Raw genomic sequence first — 20,926 nt, 5'->3', positions numbered from 1 at the left:
AACAATCATGGATGTAAATATTAAATCAGATAGACAGATTTGGATTGATACGTTGAAGGGCATAGGTATCATCATTGTGGTGGCTGGCCATATTGGAGGAATCATACCCGAGTCATTTGGGTTGATTCGCATGCCGCTATTCTTGTTTGTGGCTGGCTTTCTTTTTAAACCATCGCCAGATTGGAAAGGCTATTTGTATAAAAAAATCATACACCTGTTGGTTCCTTATATATGCTTTCTATTCCTTATTTACACCCCTCAAGCAATTATGAATGTACATAAAGGAAATGACACTTGGATAGAAGCCATAGCAAGGCCCTTAATCGGTGGTCCGTTTCTGTTCGGATGGACTGCTGTTTTTTGGTTTATTACTTGTCTCTTTTTTGTTCAACAATTGATGAACCTGTTACTCAATCGCTATTCGGAAAAAAGAGTCATCATAATCATGGCCATTTCTCTAGCGATCAGTTATATAAATAGCGAGATTTTCCCAAAAGTGTGGCTACCATGGAGCCTCAACGCAGTATTTGCCGCAGCTCCGATATTCTACGTTGGTTACCTATACAAAAAATATGTTATGGGACTCAATAGCTACTACTATATGATTTTACTCCTCATATTGCTGGTTTCGCTCAGTTATCCGGGTAACAGCTATAATATCAAAACCAATTTCTATGGAATCCCCATTATTACGTTCGTCTCTGCAATCTTCGCTATTGTGGCACTTACCTACATCGCCAAAATGTTGGAAAAAAGATCGTGGTCGTCCAAGCCTTTTACTCAATTGAGCAAGGGGTCTATGATCATCATGTACCTTCACCAGCCGCTGCAATATTCCGCAAACACATATTTGTCAATGCACAACCCTTATATACGCTTGGTAATAGTCATCAGTGTCTGTCTGATTGCTTATTACCTTATTAGCCAGACTACAGTCGGCAGAGGGCTCTTATTGGGTTCTGTCAACGACTTCAAACGGGTTCTTAGCAAGAACCCGTATCCAAAAATCGTAACCTCAAAATCCTGATATGGCCAAGATTCTTTATATAGGGAACAACGACGTGCATACAACGTCCCACCATAGGGCTACGGCATTAGTACGGTTAGGTCATGAAGTTGTTGTGCATGACCCATACAAGTCCGTAGCCACAGTATTGGCTTCAAAATACTTATCACCGTTTCACTACCGCACCGGGTACCGATTTCTCCAATCCAAAATAAGCAATTGGATACGTCAGATAATAGACGGAGTAGATGGTATGGATACGATATGGGTAAACAGTGGTGAACTCCTTGGCCCTGAATGCATCAAGATCCTAAAAACCCTTGGTTGCCCCATTATTCTATACAACAATGATGATCCAACTGGAAAACGCGATGGGCGCCGATTCAATTCCTTATTGAAAGCGTTGCCATATTATAATTTGTGCGTTGTTCGGTTGGAGAAAGCCGAAAACGAGTTACGTAAACATGGAGCCGGTGATATTTTAAGATTACACATGTCTTATGATGAAATAGCCCATAAGCCGTTTAATAGTCCTGAGGATATACCAGCCGAGTTCAAGTCTGAAGTAGCCTTTATCGGTACATGGATGCGCAATGAGAAGCGTGATGAATTCCTATTGAAACTGGTCAGTGCCGGCCTACCTGTCAGCATTTGGGGTACTCGTTGGTCCAAGTCACCGCTTTGGAATGTGTTGAAAGCGTACCACCGGGGTGGTTCGCTTGGTGGTAGGGATTATGTAGCGGCCATGCAAGGTGCTAAAATCTGTATTGGGATGCTATCACATGGTAATAGGGATTTACATACCCGTAGATCTGTCGAAACTACCTATGCCGGTGGTTTGCTTTGTGCGCAGCGGACATCCGTTCATCTCAATATGTATAAAGAAAACGAGGAAGCTGTTTTCTGGAATGATGAAGAAGAATGCATTGAGGTATGCAGAAAAATCTTATCAGACGACCAACAAAGAGAGCGTATCCGTAAAGCTGGAAATGAGAAAGTTAAACAACTGAAAGTAGGCAACGAGGATATTTGTGCCGCCATTCTAAATCGTTTAAAAAGCTAATTTGTGAAATGGAAATAGATCAAATCATCTTGATAGGTAATTATCCGCTGGATAGACAGGAGAGTATGACTAAGTACGCAACTAACCTCCACCATGGATTAATTTCCGAAAATATCCCTGTCAAGCTGTGGAAACCTCCGGTTTTCTTTGCTAAAGGCCGAATTTCTACGACTACAGGGCTAAGCAAATGGCTTGGTTATTTAGATAAGTGGATTATTTTTCCTACCCTATTAAAACTGCGACTGCTCAAGCCGAAATATAGAAGAAAAAATGTGTTTTTCCACGTATGTGATCATTCGAATGCACCTTACCTTGCATCCTTGCCCGCCTCAAGGAGTGGAATCACTTGTCATGATGTCTTAGCCATACGCGGGGCATTGGGTTTTGCCGATGCGTATTGTCCAGCCAGCAAAACGGGTATTATCCTCCAAAAATGGATACTGAAGAACCTCACGCACGCAAAAAGGCTCGCCAGCGTATCTCAATTTACCATGAACCAATTAACCACATTGGCAGTCAATGGCCATCGGCAATCCGAAAAAAAATGGAAAGTCGTCCACAATTCTTTCAATGCGCCTTTCAAACCAATGGATAAGGCGGAATGTTTACCATTCCTTGAAAGATGCAAGATCTCACCAGACCAATCTTACATACTTCATGTGGGTTCGTCATTACCGAGGAAAAATAGGAAAATGGTGGTCGATATGATTGATGCGATCGACACACGGTGGGATGGCTTTATCTGTTTTGCCGGACAGCCTATCGATCAGGCATTGGCCAGCCATATCGAAAAACTTGGTTTGAAAGACCGTGTAATTTCCGTGGTAAAGCCAGACCATCAGATGCTTGTGGCCTTATATAGTGCATGTGAGGCATTCGTTTTTCCTTCCTTCAGTGAGGGCTTTGGCTGGCCTTTGATCGAGGCGCAAGCTTGTGGCGCACCTGTTATTGCCAGCAATATCGAACCCATGCCCGAAATCAGTAACGGAACTGCATTACATGCAGATCCATACAATAAGGATGCGTTTGCCGATGCCTTTCTCCAGCTGCTTCAACCAACAGTTAGAGAACGAATGATACAACAAGGATTTGAAAACTGTAAACGGTTTGATAATAAGCTGCTGATTAAGAAATTTATCAATTTATATCAGGAATAATATACGAGATATGCTTAAAAAATTCATTTCCTTCCTTTTGCCTTGGAGTCTGCGAAGAAAGCTACTCATTAGTTGGTTTGGCTATGAAATCCACCCAACGGCCAAAATTGGATGGGCATGGGTATTTCCCCAGAAGTTGGTCATGAAGGAACGTTCGAAAATCGGGCACCTGACAGTAGGCGTACATCTGGACTATATTGAACTGGGAATGAACGCTTCAATTGGAAGGAGTAATTGGATTACGGGATTCCCTGGGTCTGCCAACTCGAAGCACTTTGCGCATCAAATCGGACAACGGGAACCAAAACTTATTGTCGGAGATCATTCTGCCGTTACGAAACAGCATCATCTGGATTGTACAAATAGCATCGTTATCGGTCGATTTGTAACAATAGCCGGCTACCAATCGCAATTCCTTACGCATTCAATAGATATCTATCATAATAGGCAGGACAGCTCTCCCATCTCCATTGGCGACTATTGCTTTATTGGCACCAATGTAACTGTACTTGGCGGGTCAAAGCTGCCTGCATATTCGGTCCTGGGAGCAAAATCATTGCTTAACAAAGCATACGATGATGAATGGGGGTTATATGCGGGTGTACCTACCAAATTTGTGAAACATTTGGACAAAACATATAAATATTTTACACGTGAAGAAGGGTTTGTTTTTTAACAACAAAAAGGAGCGATAATTGATGAGAACGTTACGTATTATATCGAGTATGGATCCACGGCATGGCGGTCCCTGCCAAGGCATACGCAACTCCATTCCTGCACTCCAGCAATTGGGGATTGAAAATGAAGTGGCCTGCCTTGATGACCCCCAAGCAGATTTCTTGGGAAAAGATCCTTTTGTCATCCACGCCTTAGGCCAAGGCAAGGGTTCGTGGGCGTATCAGCCCGGTTTGGAACGTTGGTTGTTCGACAATATTCATCATTATGATGCGGTAATTATACATGGTCTATGGCAATACCATAGCTATGCCTCCCATAAAGCAATAACCCGGTATCGGAGATCAAACCAGAATGGACATGTACCCGCCATCTATGTGATGCCTCACGGTATGCTCGATCCCTATTTCCAACAGGCGAGCGGACGTAGGTTGAAAGCAATTAGAAACTGGCTTTACTGGAGATTGTTGGAGCATAAGGTCATCAACGGGGCCGATGGCCTACTTTTTACATGCGAGGCCGAACTGCAATTGGCCAAACTTCCTTTTTCACCCTATCGTCCTAAAAGGGAGCTCAACATTGGTTATGGCATCACTCCCCCACCGTTGGTCATCGATGAACAAGCAAAGCAAGATTTCCAACGCCGTTTTCCCCAAATACAAGGAAAGCCCTTTATGCTGTTCCTGAGCCGTATCCATGAAAAGAAAGGGGTTGATTTGCTCATCAAGGCCTATCGGGAACTGAAAAAAACAACGACGCAGGAGCTGCCTTTATTGGTGGTGGCAGGTCCGGGATTGGAGACCGAATTTGGCCAGGTGGTCAAACAGATGGCTGCGGAAGATACAGATATTGTCTTCACCGGTATGCTGACCGGAGCGGTCAAGTGGGGAGCCTTCCGCAGTTGTGAAGCGTTCGTATTGCCCAGTCACCAAGAGAATTTCGGCATCGCGGTGGTAGAGGCCTTAGCCTGCGGGAAGCCCGTGCTCATCAGCAAGCAAGTGAACATTTGGAAGGAAATAGCGCAAGAAGGAGGTGGCATTGTGGAGGAAGACTCACCAAACGGAGTATTACGGTTGTTTACAGCCTGGTCTGCCCTGCGCATCGAAGAACGTACCTTAATGGGTGAACGAGCAAAAGCTACTTATCAAAAATATTTCACCACTGAACAAGCGGCCAAACGTATGGCTGACGTTTTAGTTAATGCTTAACATATGGTTAATCAGGACACTTATACAGGCGCATCATTCCCGCTCACCGATAGGTTGGCCAGGGTGCTATGGAGTGTGGTTTATTTTATATTTTTCCGGTTTTCACCGCGCCCACTGCATGCATGGCGTTCCCTCATATTGCGTGTATTTGGCGCCAAGGTGGGCAAGGGTGTTCATGTTTACCCTGCCGTTAAGATTTGGGCACCATGGAACCTTGATCTCGGTGATGAGTGTGGCGTGGGAGATGGGGCAAACCTATACTCACAAGGGAAAATTTACATCGGGAAGCGAGCTGTTGTTTCACAGGGGGTGTATGTCTGCACAGGGACGCATGATTACACAAAACAGGGGCATCCGCTATTTACCAAACCCATATACATCAAGGACAGTGCATGGATTACTGCCGAAGCGTTCATACATCCAGGGGTTACCATTGGCGAAGGAGCAGTCATCGGGGCGAGATCGGTCGTTACCAAGGATATGCCGCCTTGGACGATATGTGCAGGGCATCCCTGTAAACCCATAAAGGAGCGGATGATGAGTGATTAATGATTTTAAATAGCAGGTTGTTTGCTGATAGCTGATGCCCAATAGCTGAAAGCTAATTGATAAAAGCTAAAATAACAAGAATATGGTGTCTGTATTGATATTGACAAAAAACGAAGAACAAGATTTACCGGGATGCTTGGCATCGGTCACATGGTGTGATGATATCCATGTATTTGACTCCTATAGTGATGACCGTACCGTAGAAATCGCCGAAGGTGCAGGGGCAAAAATCACCAAACGCAAATTCGACAATTGGTCGGCACACCAGAATTGGGGGCTGGCCAACATTCCATTCAAAAACCCATGGGTACTGTATATCGATGCGGATGAACGGGTATCGGATAGTTTTAGGCAATCGTTATCGGCGTTTGATGGCGATAAGGGGGAAGCAGTTGCCTACGAAATACAACGACGTGATTTTGCGTGGAATGGCCAATGGCTCAAACATGCACAGATCTCTCCGTATTATCTTCGCTTATTCAAACCGGATAAAATGCGCTATGAACGGTTAGTTAACCCCATATCCCTGCCGGATGGGCCTGTGGGACGGCTTACTGGATACCTTGACCACTATCCATTCAGCAAAGGCATCCGGTATTGGTTGCAACGCCACTTGGGTTATGCGGATATGGAAGCCGCCATGCGGCTGGAGGATATGGGAAAGGGAATTTCTTTTTCATGGAGAAAGGCACTATTTAGCAAGGATTTTTCTGAAAAGCGCTACCACCAAAAAGGGCTTTTCTATAAAATGCCGGGCAGACCTTTCATTAAATGGTTATATATGGTATTGGGGCGTCGGGCATTTCTTGATGGTGTCGCCGGCACTACATATGCCACCCTCCAATCCATCTATGAATATTTTATCGTGCTCAAAACACGTGAACTTACAATGGAAAAAGATACGACTTCCAAAGGATAACCAAGTGCATCGAACCATTCAAAACAAGAGCAAATGCGCATACTGATATATGGCATCAATTACGCACCCGAACTGACAGGCATCGGGAAGTATACCGGTGAGATGGGTGCCTGGCTGGCCAGTCATGGGCATACGGTGCATGTAGTAACAGCTATGCCCTATTACCCCGAGTGGTCTGTACATGAAAGCCATAAAGGGAAGTACTGGCACACGGAACACCGTGACGGGGTAAAGATTTACCGCTGTCCCTTATATGTGCCAAAAAGTGTCAGCTCTTTACGACGAATTTTGCACGAATTTTCCTTCGTTGCCTCCGTTTTCCCTATATGGTTCACTTCCTTGTTCCGCAAACGATATGATGCCGTCATCTGTACATCTCCACCGTTCCACTTGGCTGTACTGCCTCTCCTATATGCACGAATCCGTAGGGCAAAATTCATTACACATATCCAAGACCTCCAAGTAGATGCAGCCAAGGACTTGGGGATGATACGTAATAAGGGCTTTTTGAATATCTTATTTGGCCTGGAGCGTTTCCTCCTAAAAAGCAGCACCGCCGTCTCCACGATAAGCCATGGGATGCAGAAAAAGATTGTGGCAAAAGGGATAAATGCTGAGAAGCTCATCATGTTTCCAAATTGGGTAGACGAAACGTTGATCCGGCCGTTACCCGTTGAACAATCCCTGCGAAATGAACTAGGGATACCATTGGATCACCAAGTTGTGCTGTACTCCGGCAACTTGGGTGAAAAGCAAGGATTGGAAATTATCATTGGGGTGGCAAAACAGCTCGAATACCGCAAGGATCTGCACTTTGTTATTTGTGGTTCTGGTGGAGGTAGGCCGCGTTTGGAAAAACTGACCTTGGCGGCCGGACTGACCAATATCAGGTTTCTTCCTTTACAGCCCTATGAAAAACTTTCTGCCTTGTTGGCCACGGCCGACATCCATTTGGTGCTACAGAAAAAGTCGGCCGCAGATCTTGTAATGCCCTCCAAACTGACAGGTATTCTGGCGGCGGGAGGGTGTGCTCTGGTCACCGCATCACCCGGCACTAGTTTGTACGAAGTGGTAATGGATTATAATTTGGGCATCATTATTGAACCCGAATCTGAGCAGGACCTGTTAGCTGGCTTGCTCACGGCGCTTAATGGTAATCTCGAGGAATATCGGGCTAATGCACGGGCGTATGCCGTAGAACAACTGTCTAAACAGACCATTATGGAGCGCTTCGAACGCTCACTGGAAACTTTGTGAAAGGTACAGCTATGACACCGACAAAATTGTTTAATTCAGTTCAATTAATCAAACCTATATACATATCCTGCTGTGGCCTTATCGTAACGTTTCAGGTAATGGCTCAGACGGATTCGCTACAAATCGGGGTAGGCACGCAAGTTACAGGGGCAAGCCGTGGCTTCCAGCCGCTTTGGTTAACGGCCAACCGCTTTGGTGTCATCAGCAATGAACAAGTGGATGCAGCAACCCATATCTACATCCATAACCTCCACACCTTGGGGAAAGTTGATACATCGATGGCAGGGCAAGCTAACACCAATTTGACTGTTGGCTATGGAGTAGACCTCTATAACAATCAACATTTTGGACAATTAATAGCTAAGGAACTATATGCAAAAGCTAAGTTCCGTTCGGTGGAATTCAAGGTGGGCCGCTTCCTCCAGACCACCGGTGAGATGGATCCCGAACTGTCTATAGGATCTTTTGGTATCAGTGGAAATGCCTTACCGATTCCCAAAATCAGTTTGGCCATACCGACATATGTGGATGTGCCATGGACCAAAGGGCTTTTCCAAGTCAAGGGCACGTTTGCCCACGGATGGATGGGAAAGGACCGGTATTTAAGAGCTGCGTATTTCCATGAAAAGACCTTCTATGGCCGTGTGGGGCGAGGCTGGTTCAAAGCATATGGTGGGCTACAACACTTTACCGAATGGGGTGGTCACAGAGGGAACCTCATATTGGATCGCTCTTTTCAGGGTTTCCTAAATGTCTTATTGATTAAAGAATCGTATGATGGCAGCCTCAACGCTGATGCAAATCCGAATATCAGGCCCAATCGGTCGGGCGCCCAACGCGGACTCATTGAGATGGGCGTAGACATTGAACGGGAAGACTTCAATCTCAATGTGTACAACCAAACTCCCATCGAAAGCGGCACAGGGGTGGATATCCGTAATGCAGACCGTTTATTGGGTGCCACCCTTCGCTTCAAGGATGAACATCGGTTCCTACAAAAAATCGTGGTGGAGTTCCTCCATACCACACAGATGGAAAAATACGGCGGAGAGCGCCAAAGTTATTACAACAACGGAATATACGCTACCGGATGGGAATACAAAGACCGTATCATCGGTAATTCGTTATTCATCAACCGCGTACAAGGTTCTGAGTTTTTACCCATCGACCCTTTTGATTGGGACGGCCCACTGGACAGGCCTGGCAATAAAAACATTGTCAATAACCGGATTATGGCTGGCCATATTGGGTTGAAATACCGGGTTGGCGAACACATGATGGCCCGTACAATGGCCACCTACTCCATTAACCATGGATCTTTCCAAAGTACCGATTTTATCACATTTCCGCATAAGCAGTTCTATTCCTTGCAGGAATTTACCTATTCCATCAATCCGAAATGGCATGCCACCGCATCTGTGGCTTTTGACACTGGTGATTTTTATTCCAATTTCGGGGGGATGCTGGGATTTAACTATGTGCTATTCGGTAATTAGGCAACCTATTTGTATGTCTCATTGAGCAGTATCGCAGCGAAGCCTGAAAATTGCATTTGACTCCGACTTTACGTAAGTTTGAGACAGATTAGCTTCATGCATGCAAAAACGATGACCACATTTTACTACTTTAGGGATGATTACAGTGAAGGATGCCATCCGAATATATTACAGGCACTTCAGGAAACTAACCTCGAACAGCAAATCGGCTACAGTAACGATCGTTATTCAGCAGAAGCCAAAACGCTCATCAACGAACAATTAATTGGCCAGCATGCCGACATTCATTTTGTTTCTGGCGGTACACAGGCTAATCTCATTGTCATCTCTGCTGTATTGAAACCGTATGAGGCCGTAATTTCGGCCCACACGGGCCACATCAACCTCCACGAGGCAGGGGCCATTGAGGCTACCGGACACAGGGTGGAGGCCATTGATACATCTGATGGTAAATTGGATGTCGCTAGCATCACTCCACTGCTCAATCAGGTTAATAACGTAAACAGTGTACAGCCCAAGATGGTTTACATTTCGAATACGACGGAAATGGGCACCATCTATAATAAGGCTGAACTGACTGCATTGTCGGATTTCTGTCGTGCCAATGGATTATACCTTTTCCTTGACGGTGCCCGTCTGCCTTCGGCACTCACCGCCATAGGAAATGACCTAACACTAAATGATATTGCTGAATTGACCGATATATTCTACATCGGTGGGACCAAAAATGGTGGGCTATTGGGCGAAGCCATTGTGATTATCCATCCAGAACTTAAAAAGGGTTTCAAATTCAGCATTAAGCAAAAGGGCGCGTTGCTCGCCAAAGGAAGAATTTTGGGGCTGCAATTCCGTGAACTATTCCGTGCTAACCTCATCTTTGAACTTGCTGCTTATGCCAATGATCGAGCCTTAGAAATGGTTCCAGCTATCGAAAACCAAGGGTATTCTTTTATGATTCCCCCATGCTCCAACCAGCTATTCCCTATATTACCCAATCCGATTATCGATGAACTCGCCAAAAACTACCTATTCCATACCTGGCAAAAAATTGATGGACAACATGCTGCTATCCGATTGGTAACCTCATGGGCAACGCCAGCAACAGCCTGCGACCGATTCATCGCCGATTTGAAACGGTTAACTGTGAAATATAAGAATGAAGCTACATTTCATTAGCGCTAACGATAAGGAACTATCGGTGCGTCTAACGTTTTTTATCAATGAGTTGAGCCAATATTTTACCAGTCTTTGCAAAACCTTCCGCCATACGGTCATTGTTGTTCGGTATGCCCAATAATTGAAAGTTTTCTATATGTTCCTGTTGTCAATAAACGTAACGCTTTTCCGCGAGTTTTCGGGAAACTTGATCCGGTTGATTTCCTGAATAGGGGCAAATATAATCCTCGGGCTCACGCGCAATTTAGCCCTGAACCGGTCTTTTATCTTCAGCATCAACTCCTCCGTACCGTGCTCGGTTCCTACTTTCACGGTGATTTCATCTTCACCCAATTCATTTGAGTAAATTTCTATCACATAGTTCACTACTTCTTCGAAATCGTTCAGCAAATCGACCATCGCAGGGGGATATATCGTGGTCCCTTTGTATTTCACCATTTGGTTTTTGCGGCCGATGACTGGCCCAAGCCGCATCGTGGTACGGCCACAGGCGCAAGGTTCGTAAAAGGGCTGTACAATATCGCCGGTCTTGAACCGCAACAAAGGCATTCCCTCGACATCCAGCGTAGTGATAACCAGCTCTCCGGCTTCGCCCGCTGGAACCGGGTTGTTGCTTTCATCAAGAAACTCCGTGATAATCAATTCAGGGTGATGGTGTCCCCCTACACCGTGTTCACATTCGGTAAAGGCCGCTCCCATCTCCGTGGAAGCATAGGTGGAAAACAATTGGATGTCCCATTTGCCAAGGATGCGCTTCGCCAGTGTATTGAGGGAGAAGTCGGGGTTTCGCAAAGATTCCCCGATGCATATCGCCTTTTTCACGCTGCTATTTTGGAAATCAATACCATTGATTTCGGCATATTCGACCATCTTCAATAGGAAAGTCGGCACACAGATAATGGTATCAGGCTGCACGCGTGCTACGGTATCCCATTGCAATTCGGGCACACCGGAACCAACCCTGACAATGCCTATCCCCGCCTTACGTGCACCGAGGAAATAGGCCAAGCCGGCCATAAAACGCCTGTCCATGGTTGTGGTGAGTTGAATGGTGCTTTGCGGTGATAATCCCACACACTGGTAAGACAATGCTTCATTGTAAGCAAGGCGGTCAAGGTCGGCAGCAGTGAGCGCCAGCAATACCGGGTCGCCAGAAGTTCCGGAAGTGGTCACATAGTCGGCCACCGCTGACGCATCCACACAGCGAAACTCCAAATTATGGTGTTGAAGGTCATTTTTAGTGGTAACAGGGAGTGAAGCCAAATCCTCCAAGGACCGGATGGTCTCTATATTTACGTGATGGGTATTGAACACCTTGCGATAATAAACGGATCGGGCTTGGAGGTAAACTAGCAGTTCACCTAGTTTTTCTTCCTGAAAGCGCTTGATATCGGCTCTGCTCAATTTTTCAATGGCTGGTATGGGAATCATTTGCTTTTCTTTTCACACGTTTTGATACGTTTTTCGATTAATTCCTTGTCTGGTTCAGTGGTCACTTCTTTACTTCGTGCCATATGGTAGCACCTTAATGCCTCCCTATACTGTCCTTGACTGCGATAGTATTCACCAACAGTGAAATGCGTTTTCCAAAAATCAGGATTCATATGCTGGAAACGCTTGATTTCATCCTCGCTAGCGGTTTGCTTGGTTGCTATCTTCGCTTCTAATTCTCGTATCGCTATGCGAAACGACTCATAATTTTTAAACTCAACCGAATGGATAAATACATCTTCAGGGATATTCAAGGTATTGGTCGCCACCATCGTATCTTGCCCCATCGTGGGGAACCGGGTGAACACCTCATTCAAGTCATACGCTACAAATTCTCCCAATTGGTAAGGGTTGGACGATACCCACATGATACGGTCTTCCGGCTGGAATATCACGGCATGATGGGCAAGGAGTTGGTTAATGGCTTTTTCATTTCCATAGCCTAGCTTCACACCATCGATGCCTTCTTTGTTCCGTAAGAACGTTGCCGTCAAAGCCGGATTTAGCGGCAGGTTTGAAGCGATCAGTTCACGCATGCGGTCAAACCGGTATTGCGAATGGCTTTTGGCAAGCTGCCGCAAATTATTCTTGTCCAATTGATAGGGTTGGCTTTGGAAGTGGTTGGCACAGATTAATAGGTCGTCATTATCCGCCAATTCATAGATGCCGAATTTCTTGGGAGACACTTCGATAAGCACAGCCTTGCCATCTGCTGCACTACCTACCATAATGGATTCAGACACAAATACTTCCCTTTGCTTCGCAATGGCAATGGCCTCTTCAATGTTCTCCGCATATTGCAAAATTTCTTTGGTGACCAATGAAATAGGGGCCTTGGCTTTCATGGGCACATTGGATTTTGCAGCATTGATGGTTACAGTAAGTCCCTTATCGTTCATGCCAGATACCGCTCCCACCATGCCTGCCCATGTAACCATGGCATATTTGTGTCCTTTATCGGGATTGATGAAAGCTATAATTTTTTCTTCCGAAAACGCATCACTTACATAAAAATCGAAATTGCGGCCAATCAACAGTTTTCCATCTTCAGTATGAGTATCCCAAGCCGCAAAGGAAGTGCAGCCTACCAATGCCAAATCCTGCAAGGCGTGCCCAATATCGTGTGCACCATGGAAATACAGGAGTCTTTGGTACGGTGGAGCAATAAAATCAAATGCATCCGATGAGGAGCGCGATAAGCCATAAATCTCCACTTGGTATTCCTCGGGCACATGGTTGATCAATCTTCGGTTGAAGAATTTGAGAAAACCTCGTAATATTCGTTGGTGAAATGCAGATGGTACCAACTCCTTGATTTTTGAAACAAAAGCGGTCTCCTGCTGATCAAGCAACTCTTGGGTCAGCATGCCGTTGATCAGCCCCCGTTCCAATGCATCACCGGCTACATACAATTCCCATAAACCCTGTTCATTTTTACGAAGTTTTCCGCCTTGCATGGCATGGAATTGCGAGGCTATCGTTGTCCGTTCGCCTACATCGCTGCTATATTGATCCACTTGGGGCATCTGCTTTATCCCCGCGCACGATAGACTTGACCATGCGAAGGCTACCCCAACATAGATAAGAACGACACCCTGTAGATTTATTCTTTTCACTATTTGCCTATTACCGTTATCTAACTGCCGGCTAAAATTAAGGCAGCAAATGTGTCACCGCCCTTACCGCTCTATCATGCTTTTTGACAAACGGGTTTTCTTTATCCCATACATATCCCGCCAATACCGAACACACCTTACGGCGGACATCTTCGTTTACTTCCTTATGGAAGAAAAATTTCTGCAGGTCGCCCGAATACCAGTCACGTATGTACGAACGAAACACATTGACACCCCATGCCATGTGTTCTTCATACGCTTTATGCCAATCTATGGTCTCTCCCATCACCTGTCTGGCGGCTAATTTTGCGGCTATTGCACCTGATTCCGTTGCAAAGCAGACCCCTGAAGAAAACACGGGATCCAAGAACTCCGCGCTATTCCCCGCCACGGCAAAACCGTCGCCATACATTTTTTCCACTGCTTTGGCATAGGAAACGATTTTCTTCGGTTCAAAGAGAAACGTTAATCCATCAAAGCGATGGCTGTAAAATTCAGACTGCCGGATGATATGTTGAAATGTTTTTGTCGGATTTCCTTGATCGATAGCATCCAGGTGTTCCACCGGACAAACCAACCCCAATGACGACCGTCCATCCGAAAACGGAATGACCCAAAACCATACCTTTTGGTCAAGCACATCAAACGTAATGAGTGTTCCTTCCCTATCCTGTGGCCGTCGCACGTCTTCCACATGCACGAATGTAGCAGCCATAGGCTGGAACGATGAGGGTTTGTCAAGGTTCAGGAGCCGGGGTAACACGCGGCCATAACCACTGCAATCGATAATAAATTTGGCGTGTATCTCACTACGATTTCCTCCCTCATCATACACTGTGGTGAGTGAATCTGTGCCCTGGAATACGATATTTTCAACCGTCGTGCCAAAGCTAATCGCTACCCCACGACGTTGTAGGATATCCATAAGGGTTTGGTCAAATTCGGCCCGGGGCAACTGCCATGTCCAATCCCACCCCGCAGAAAACTTCTGGCTGAAATCAAACCAACATACATCATCACCCCGCAGGAAACGGGCTCCGTACTTTTTCTCAAATCCTTTGGCCTCTACGCCATCGATGAAGCCCGCTTCGTCAAAATGATCCATGCAGCGCGGAATCAAACTTTCACCGATTACGAAACGAGGAAAATGCTCACGTTCAATTACCTTTAATTTAATTCCTTTTTGCTGCAAAATGGAGGCCGCAACGGCACCCGCTGGGCCCGCTCCAATCACTAAAACATCAACATGTTCTGAAATCATTATATTTAACGGAGTATGGACGGTTCAAAGTTAACGGATATATTCTTATTTTTGCAACCGCTTTATTTATGCATATTTAAATGATTGAACTAACGAATCCGATTGCATTAGCAGATTTTTACTCGGTATTATTTGAAAACAAAAAAATCCTTTTGTCCAAAAGCACCTCGGATAAAATAAACCAAAGCCATGTTTTTCTCAAGGATTTTGCTAAGGATAAAATTATCTATGGGGTAAATACGGGGTTTGGCCCTATGGCTCAATATCGGATCGATGAGGCCGATCAAATCCAGCTACAATATAATCTCATTCGCAGCCATGCTACCGGCATGGGCGATATATTAGATCCAATCTATGCAAAATCTGCTTTATTGGCCAGACTACATACATTATCGTTGGGATACTCAGGTATACATCCGAGCGTAGTGGAATTGATGAAAGAACTGCTCAACCGTGGTGTATTGCCGGTCATATACCAACATGGAGGTGTGGGAGCCAGTGGAGATTTGGTCCAATTGGCCCACCTTGCCCTTAATATGATTGGAGAGGGCAATGTTATCTATCAAGGCAAAGAAACATCGGCCGCTGAAGCATTGGCCCAAGAAGGGTTGCAACCGATGGAAATCCATATCCGTGAGGGTTTGGCTTTAATCAATGGAACCTCCGTGATGACGGGAATTGGCATTGTCAATGCCATCTATGCCAAGCGGTTGCTGAATTGGTCCATCCTCTGTTCGTCATTGATGAATGAATTGGTTTGTGCCTATGACGACCATCTTTCTGAAACACTCAATGGTGCAAAAAAACACCAAGGACAACAGCAAGTAGCTGCAATGATGAGGGAGGTTATCGCAGACAGCAAATTGATCCGTAAACGGGCCGAACACCTGTATAGCCGTAAGGTAGAAGAAAATATCTTTAAAGATAAATTGCAGGAATATTATTCCATCCGCTGCGTTCCGCAGATTCTTGGCCCCATATGGGATGCCCTACAATATTGTACAAACATCCTTATCGAGGAGGTAAACTCCGCGAATGACAACCCCATCATCGATGTGGAATCAGCAAGTGTGTATCATGGCGGCAATTTCCATGGCGATTACGTTGCCTTCGAAATGGATAAACTCCGCATAGCCACAACCAAATTAACCATGCTGATGGAAAGGCAGCTTAATTACCTGCTCAATTCCTCGTTGAACGAAATCCTGCCCTCTTTTGTTAACTTGGGCAAGTTGGGCCTTAATTTCGGTATGCAGGGTGCCCAGTTTACCGCCACTTCCACCACAGCGGAAAACCAAACCCTGGCTTCACCCATCTATACCCACAGTATACCCAATAACAAGGATAACCAAGACATCGTAAGCATGGGCGCTAATTCGGCATGGCTCACCAAGAAAGTTATCGATAATGCTTATGAAGTGCTCGCCATTCAATTGCTTACGTTGACCCAAGCCGTAGAGGCATTGGATTGTTCGGCACACTTATCATCGAAAAGTAAAAAGGTTTATACACATATTCGGACAATTGTCCCTATCTTTAAAGAAGATATGGTATTGTCGCCTTTTTTGATAGCGATAAAAAACCATGCAAAAGAACATGATTTGATTAACTAAAAACCTTAATGCCATGAGATTCCTATTTACTTTCTTATTAGGTTTGTTTGTTTCCTCATCCTTTGCTCAGGAGTTAGCTTTGGTGAGGAAGGACAAAAAATTCGGCTACCTCGATACAAAGGGTACGATGGCCATTGCCCCGACGTATGATAAAGCAGGTTCATTTTCAAATGGGCTTGCGGCGGTGTTGGTTGACAGAAAGTGGGGGTTCATCAACGCGAAAGGTGAAATTGTTATCGAACCCCGGTTTGACAACGCAAAAGGCTTCAGCGACGGTCTAGCTCTGGTGATGACCAATAAACAGTGGCAATATATTGATAAATCCGGACAGGTAGCGGAATTGCCCCAGTCAGACAAGCTGTACGATTTTGAGCATGGCTACGCATTCATCCGCCGGGGCGACAAGATAGGCCTGATTGATGCTAAAGGAACCACTGTAATAGAACCCACTTATGAGGAGATTAAACCTCTGGTCAGTGGATTAGCTAAGGTGCGTAAGGATGGTAAATGGGGCGTTGTTACGCCGAATGGTTCCGTATACACATCCGTGGAATACGATGGAATCGACATCTCCAATAACGGCATCATCATAGCCAATAAGGGAAGTATTTTTGGGGTGATTGGTAAGGACAAGCAGTTCAAACCTGTAGAAGGAGCTACCAAAGTATGGGCATTCCTTGACGATGAAACAATAACTTATGCCCGTAAGGACAACAAACTCGGTTTCATTAACACGCAGGGTAATTGGATTATCGAGCCCCGGTTCGAAAAAGCGAGGGCCTTCCGCAACGGCTTGGCCCCGGTATATATCGACAAGAAATGGGGGTATGTGAATGCCAAAGGAGAAATGGCCATTGAACCTCAATATAAGGACGCTGAGATTTTCAGCAAGGATGGATTGGCCCCTGTCAAAATCGACAAACTATGGGGTTTCATCAATACCGAAGGCGAATTGCTCATTGAAGATAAATATGGCATATCCGTGGCACTATTGGGATTCCTTACTGGTGGAGACGAAAAAGGGTTTATCAATGGATTGGCACGGGTGAAGCACAACAAAATGTGGGGCTTTATTGACACGCGGGGACAAGTGCTCGGGAATGAATGGTTTGACAATGCGGAACCCTTCGAAAAAGCGAATTAATGGAGGGAAAAAAGAAGTATGCATTGGTGACAGGAGGATCCCGTGGCATTGGAAAAGCAGTATGCATTGCATTGGCAAAAGACTTGGGGTATCCCATATTGGTAAATTACCGGTCGGATAGTGAATCAGCAGAAGAAACCAAAGACATCATCGTTGCAAACGGAGGTGAAGCAGAGGTACTCCAATTTGACGTAAGTAACCAAATAGAAACCAATTTGCAATTGATTACGTGGAGGGAACAACACCCCACAGGGGTCATTGAAGTCATTGTCAATAACGCAGGAATTACGCGAGATGGATTATTCATGTGGATGGAAAAAGACGATTGGAAAAAGGTTATCGATACAAGTTTGAATGGTTTTTATAACGTGACCAAGCCCTTAATCCAAGATCTCCTCCGACACCGATATGGCCGCATTATTAACATCGCTTCCATATCAGGGGTTAAAGGCACATCCGGTCAGGCCAATTATTCAGCCGCCAAAGCTGGCTTGATTGGAGCCACCAAAGCCTTAGCACAAGAAGTAGCCAGACGCAATATTACGGTGAATGCCGTGGCACCGGGTTTCATCCAAACCGATATGACCAGTGGCCTGGATGAAAGCGAACTAAAAAAATTAATACCTTTAAATCGTTTTGGAACAGTAGAGGAAGTTGCCGACCTAGTGTGTTTCCTTGCATCCAAAAAGGCTTCCTACATCACTGGGGAAGTCATTAATATTAATGGGGGAGTATATTCTTAATCGGTATTGGCTATTAGGTGTTAGCTAACTGCTAAAAGCTCAAAAAATATGCAACGAAGAGTAGTAGTCACGGGAATGGGTATTTATTCTTCATTGGGGAAAAACCTCAGTGAAGTGAAAGATTCATTATACCAAGGGAAATCCGGGATTGTATTTTCGCAGGAACGCAAGGATTTCGGTTACCGTTCTGCACTCACAGGCTTTGTGGCAAAACCTGATCTTACCAAATTCCTTTCCCGTAGGCAACGCATCAGCATGGGCGAAGAAAGTGAATACGCTTATGTAGCCACACGGGAGGCACTTCAAAACGCCCATATTGATGATGATTTTTTCCGTGAGCACGTCGTAGGGTTATTATACGGCAATGATAGTGTTTCACAGGCTGTGATGGAGTCAATAGATATCGTTCGACAGAAAAAAGACACCATGTTGGTAGGTTCTGGGGCGATTTTCAAATCAATGAACTCTTCCGTTACAATGAACCTCTCCACCATTTACCACATCCGTGGAATCAATATGACCATCAGTGCGGCATGTGCGAGCGGTTCGCATGCTATAGGTTTGGCTTACTTATTTATTAAGCAAGGACTACAAGATTGTATCGTCTGCGGGGGAGCGCAAGAAACCAATAAATACGCCATGGCCAGTTTTGATGGTCTTGGTGTATTTTCTGATCGGGAAGACGAGCCTACCAAGGCTTCTCGTCCATTTGATAAAGACCGCAATGGATTGGTGCCGGGCGGCGGGGCAGCCACGATCGTGCTGGAAGAATATGAATCGGCTGTACGGCGGGGCGCACCCATTTTGGCCGAGATACTGGGCTATGGCTTTTCTTCCAATGGCGACCATATTTCCACACCAAATGTGGAGGGACCGGTACGGGCTATGAAAATGGCTGTGGAACAAGCAAGATTGACACCTGCAGACATTGAATACATCAATGCGCACGCCACATCCACCCCAATGGGCGATGCCAATGAAGCACGGGCCATATATCAGTTATTTGGCGGATCTCCTTGTGTCAGCTCCACTAAATCCATGACAGGACATGAATGTTGGATGGCCGGAACCAGCGAGGTGATTTATTCACTCCTTATGGCCCAGCATGGATTCATTGCGCCAAATATCAACCTGGAAGAAGTGGATGAGACCGCCAAAAACCTGAGTTTGGTAAAAACTACCATAAACCAAAATTTTAATGTATTTTTGTCAAACTCTTTTGGATTTGGCGGAACAAATTCTGCGTTGATAGTAAAAAAACTGTAATAGAGTAACATTAGGTTTGAGCCTGCAAGGAAGCAATATTCGCAAATAGCAAAATATTTCAGTAGGCAGGTATCGGATCATTTAAAAAATAAACCGAGTGAAACGAGCTCATTTATGCCGATGAGATCTAACACTCATAAATACTAGTTTACGAATGAATAGGGACGAGATTATTGATATTACCAATAAGTTCTTAATCGATGAATTTGAAGTGGATCCGGAAGTCATCCAACCCGATGCGCACTTGAAGGAGTCGTTGGATTTGGATAGCCTGGATTATGTGGACTTGGTTGTTATCATCGAATCAAATTTTGGCATAAAACTGGAAAGCAAGGACTTTACCAATGTATTAACTTTCAACAATCTATATGATTTAATAGGCAGTAAGCTACACGCCATTGCCTAACGATATCCAATGTCTGAGTGGGAAGGAAAATCAAGGGGGACCGTTTCTGGTTATAAGGTATTCATTTTTTTAATTAAGCACGCTGGGATAAACATCGCATACTCATTGCTCGTGTTTGTATCCTTTTATTATTTTTTTTTCTCATCAAGGCAAACAAAAACAATCTACCATTACTTCCGTATTCATCGCAAAAACGGCCCTATTCGTAGCATTGTAAACACTTACCTCAATTATTTCGTTTTCGGACAAACCCTCATCGATAAGGTGGCGATCACTGCTGGATTGGAGCACAAGTATACATACGAATTTGATGGCATCCACCATATCCGTCAATTGGCTAAAGATGATACGGCTGGTATCCTCATCAGCGCACACACAGGCAATTTCGAGGTAGCCCAATACTTCATGGGTGAGTTTGATAAGAAAATCCATCTGGTAACCACCGATGAGGAACAACAGGCAATCAAATCTTACTTGGCCAGCATCATGGCAAAGCCAAAAACTGAATTTATTGTCGTAAAGAATGACCTGTCACATATTTTCGAAATCACTAAGGTTATAGGCGATAAAGGGATCATCTGCTTTACGGGTGATCGTTTTGTCGACAATGCCAAAACCCTTACATCCGACTTATTGGGTGATTCTGCCCGGTTCCCTGCAGGGCCGTTTCTTATCAGTTCAAGGCTAAGCACACCTGTGCTTTTCGTATATGTAATGCGTGAGCGAAATAAACACTATCATCTATATGCTCGGAAAGCGACATTTAACCATCGCGATGCGCAATCGTTGCTCCACGCTTATACGAAAAGTATCGAACAAATTTTAGCAAAATATCCTTTGCAATGGTTTAATTATTACGATTTTTGGAAGGCCTAAGCGT

Annotated in this window: 19 protein-coding genes; 16 read left to right on the top strand and 3 right to left on the bottom strand. The window is 45.0% G+C overall.

Translation table 11 applies throughout. The features are described 5' to 3' along the window. Positions 1-7 precede the first annotated feature (7 nt). From NF543_RS12635 to NF543_RS12590, 10 genes are all read left to right on the top strand, one after another. Positions 8-1,027, top strand: a complete 1,020-nt coding sequence (locus NF543_RS12635; protein WP_257668494.1) for an acyltransferase family protein — start codon at positions 8-10, stop codon at positions 1,025-1,027. A gap of 1 nt (position 1,028) precedes the next feature. Beyond that, positions 1,029-2,069 carry a CgeB family protein gene (locus tag NF543_RS12630; protein WP_257668493.1) on the top strand — a complete coding sequence of 347 codons (1,041 nt, stop codon included), beginning with the start codon at positions 1,029-1,031 and terminating at the stop codon, positions 2,067-2,069. An 8-nt stretch (positions 2,070-2,077) separates the two neighbouring features. After that, positions 2,078-3,226 (top strand): glycosyltransferase family 4 protein, encoded by a 1,149-nt coding sequence (locus NF543_RS12625; protein ID WP_257668492.1) that lies wholly within the window; start codon positions 2,078-2,080, stop codon positions 3,224-3,226. A gap of 10 nt (positions 3,227-3,236) precedes the next feature. Then, positions 3,237-3,902 (top strand): acyltransferase, encoded by a 666-nt coding sequence (locus NF543_RS12620; RefSeq protein WP_257668491.1) that lies wholly within the window; start codon positions 3,237-3,239, stop codon positions 3,900-3,902. A gap of 22 nt (positions 3,903-3,924) precedes the next feature. Next, a complete protein-coding gene (locus NF543_RS12615) occupies positions 3,925-5,109 on the top strand; it encodes a glycosyltransferase (RefSeq protein ID WP_257668490.1) in 1,185 nt (394 codons plus the stop codon). A gap of 3 nt (positions 5,110-5,112) precedes the next feature. Continuing rightward, positions 5,113-5,658, top strand: a complete 546-nt coding sequence (locus tag NF543_RS12610; RefSeq protein WP_257668489.1) for a WcaF family extracellular polysaccharide biosynthesis acetyltransferase — start codon at positions 5,113-5,115, stop codon at positions 5,656-5,658. 82 nt (positions 5,659-5,740) lie between these two features. Beyond that, positions 5,741-6,577, top strand: coding sequence for a glycosyltransferase family 2 protein (locus NF543_RS12605; RefSeq protein ID WP_257668488.1), 837 nt, complete (start codon positions 5,741-5,743; stop codon positions 6,575-6,577). A gap of 33 nt (positions 6,578-6,610) precedes the next feature. Then, on the top strand, positions 6,611-7,834 hold the full coding sequence (locus NF543_RS12600; protein WP_257668487.1) for a WcaI family glycosyltransferase: 1,224 nt from the start codon (positions 6,611-6,613) through the stop codon (positions 7,832-7,834). A 98-nt stretch (positions 7,835-7,932) separates the two neighbouring features. Beyond that, a complete protein-coding gene (locus NF543_RS12595) occupies positions 7,933-9,330 on the top strand; it encodes a capsule assembly Wzi family protein (protein ID WP_257668486.1) in 1,398 nt (465 codons plus the stop codon). Positions 9,331-9,441: 111 nt separating this feature from the next. Beyond that, positions 9,442-10,506, top strand: a complete 1,065-nt coding sequence (locus tag NF543_RS12590; protein WP_257668485.1) for a threonine aldolase family protein — start codon at positions 9,442-9,444, stop codon at positions 10,504-10,506. Between the two features lie 132 nt (positions 10,507-10,638). Here NF543_RS12590 and flxY read toward each other — a convergent pair whose 3' ends face one another. From flxY to NF543_RS12575, 3 genes are read right to left on the bottom strand one after another with little or no spacing between them, the layout of a single operon-like run. Beyond that, positions 10,639-11,937, bottom strand: coding sequence for a flexirubin biosynthesis putative acyl-CoA ligase FlxY (gene flxY, locus NF543_RS12585; RefSeq protein WP_257668484.1), 1,299 nt, complete (start codon positions 11,935-11,937; stop codon positions 10,639-10,641). Then, positions 11,934-13,613, bottom strand: coding sequence for a C45 family autoproteolytic acyltransferase/hydrolase (locus NF543_RS12580; protein WP_257668483.1), 1,680 nt, complete (start codon positions 13,611-13,613; stop codon positions 11,934-11,936). The genes flxY and NF543_RS12580 overlap by 4 nt, the downstream gene beginning before the upstream one ends. Positions 13,614-13,650: 37 nt before the next feature. Beyond that, the gene (locus NF543_RS12575; RefSeq protein WP_257668482.1) at positions 13,651-14,874 is read right to left on the bottom strand and encodes an NAD(P)/FAD-dependent oxidoreductase; all 1,224 of its coding nucleotides are present in this window, start codon (positions 14,872-14,874) and stop codon (positions 13,651-13,653) included. Between the two features lie 80 nt (positions 14,875-14,954). Between NF543_RS12575 and flxA the strand changes: the two genes are divergently transcribed. From flxA to NF543_RS12545, 6 genes are all read left to right on the top strand, one after another. Then, positions 14,955-16,487, top strand: a complete 1,533-nt coding sequence (gene flxA, locus NF543_RS12570; RefSeq protein ID WP_257668481.1) for a flexirubin biosynthesis tyrosine ammonia-lyase FlxA — start codon at positions 14,955-14,957, stop codon at positions 16,485-16,487. A gap of 13 nt (positions 16,488-16,500) precedes the next feature. After that, complete coding sequence (locus NF543_RS12565) at positions 16,501-17,631, top strand: WG repeat-containing protein (RefSeq protein WP_257668480.1); 1,131 nt, start codon at positions 16,501-16,503, stop codon at positions 17,629-17,631. Then, complete coding sequence (gene flxB, locus NF543_RS12560; protein ID WP_257668479.1) at positions 17,631-18,374, top strand: flexirubin biosynthesis SDR family reductase FlxB; 744 nt, start codon at positions 17,631-17,633, stop codon at positions 18,372-18,374. The genes NF543_RS12565 and flxB overlap by 1 nt, the downstream gene beginning before the upstream one ends. 48 nt (positions 18,375-18,422) lie before the next feature. Then, the gene (locus NF543_RS12555) at positions 18,423-19,640 is read left to right on the top strand and encodes a beta-ketoacyl-[acyl-carrier-protein] synthase family protein (RefSeq protein WP_257668478.1); all 1,218 of its coding nucleotides are present in this window, start codon (positions 18,423-18,425) and stop codon (positions 19,638-19,640) included. Between the two features lie 154 nt (positions 19,641-19,794). After that, entirely contained in the window at positions 19,795-20,046 is a 252-nt protein-coding gene (locus tag NF543_RS12550; protein WP_257668477.1) for a phosphopantetheine-binding protein, read from the top strand. A gap of 9 nt (positions 20,047-20,055) precedes the next feature. Continuing rightward, the gene (locus tag NF543_RS12545) at positions 20,056-20,922 is read left to right on the top strand and encodes a lysophospholipid acyltransferase family protein (RefSeq protein WP_257668476.1); all 867 of its coding nucleotides are present in this window, start codon (positions 20,056-20,058) and stop codon (positions 20,920-20,922) included. Positions 20,923-20,926: the final 4 nt, after the last annotated feature.

The sequence above is a fragment of the Parapedobacter tibetensis genome, from assembly GCF_024704835.1.
GTDB classification, from domain to species: Bacteria; Bacteroidota; Bacteroidia; order Sphingobacteriales; family Sphingobacteriaceae; genus Parapedobacter; species Parapedobacter tibetensis.
This window is presented reverse-complemented; position numbering and strand designations above follow the sequence as displayed.

Excerpts from the sequence above, each read along its gene's own strand:
- NF543_RS12635 (WP_257668494.1), top strand. The coding sequence starts at position 8 with ATGGATGTAAATATTAAATCAGATAGACAGATTTGGATTGATACGTTG.
- NF543_RS12630 (WP_257668493.1), top strand. The coding sequence starts at position 1,029 with ATGGCCAAGATTCTTTATATAGGGAACAACGACGTGCATACAACGTCC.
- NF543_RS12625 (WP_257668492.1), top strand. The coding sequence starts at position 2,078 with ATGGAAATAGATCAAATCATCTTGATAGGTAATTATCCGCTGGATAGA.
- NF543_RS12620 (WP_257668491.1), top strand. The coding sequence starts at position 3,237 with ATGCTTAAAAAATTCATTTCCTTCCTTTTGCCTTGGAGTCTGCGAAGA.
- NF543_RS12615 (WP_257668490.1), top strand. The coding sequence starts at position 3,925 with ATGAGAACGTTACGTATTATATCGAGTATGGATCCACGGCATGGCGGT.
- NF543_RS12610 (WP_257668489.1), top strand. The coding sequence starts at position 5,113 with ATGGTTAATCAGGACACTTATACAGGCGCATCATTCCCGCTCACCGAT.
- NF543_RS12605 (WP_257668488.1), top strand. The coding sequence starts at position 5,741 with ATGGTGTCTGTATTGATATTGACAAAAAACGAAGAACAAGATTTACCG.
- NF543_RS12600 (WP_257668487.1), top strand. The coding sequence starts at position 6,611 with ATGCGCATACTGATATATGGCATCAATTACGCACCCGAACTGACAGGC.
- NF543_RS12595 (WP_257668486.1), top strand. The coding sequence starts at position 7,933 with ATGGCTCAGACGGATTCGCTACAAATCGGGGTAGGCACGCAAGTTACA.
- NF543_RS12590 (WP_257668485.1), top strand. The coding sequence starts at position 9,442 with ATGACCACATTTTACTACTTTAGGGATGATTACAGTGAAGGATGCCAT.
- flxY (WP_257668484.1), bottom strand. The coding sequence starts at position 11,937 with ATGATTCCCATACCAGCCATTGAAAAATTGAGCAGAGCCGATATCAAG.
- NF543_RS12575 (WP_257668482.1), bottom strand. The coding sequence starts at position 14,874 with ATGATTTCAGAACATGTTGATGTTTTAGTGATTGGAGCGGGCCCAGCG.
- flxA (WP_257668481.1), top strand. The coding sequence starts at position 14,955 with ATGATTGAACTAACGAATCCGATTGCATTAGCAGATTTTTACTCGGTA.
- NF543_RS12565 (WP_257668480.1), top strand. The coding sequence starts at position 16,501 with ATGAGATTCCTATTTACTTTCTTATTAGGTTTGTTTGTTTCCTCATCC.
- flxB (WP_257668479.1), top strand. The coding sequence starts at position 17,631 with ATGGAGGGAAAAAAGAAGTATGCATTGGTGACAGGAGGATCCCGTGGC.
- NF543_RS12555 (WP_257668478.1), top strand. The coding sequence starts at position 18,423 with ATGCAACGAAGAGTAGTAGTCACGGGAATGGGTATTTATTCTTCATTG.
- NF543_RS12550 (WP_257668477.1), top strand. The coding sequence starts at position 19,795 with ATGAATAGGGACGAGATTATTGATATTACCAATAAGTTCTTAATCGAT.
- NF543_RS12545 (WP_257668476.1), top strand. The coding sequence starts at position 20,056 with ATGTCTGAGTGGGAAGGAAAATCAAGGGGGACCGTTTCTGGTTATAAG.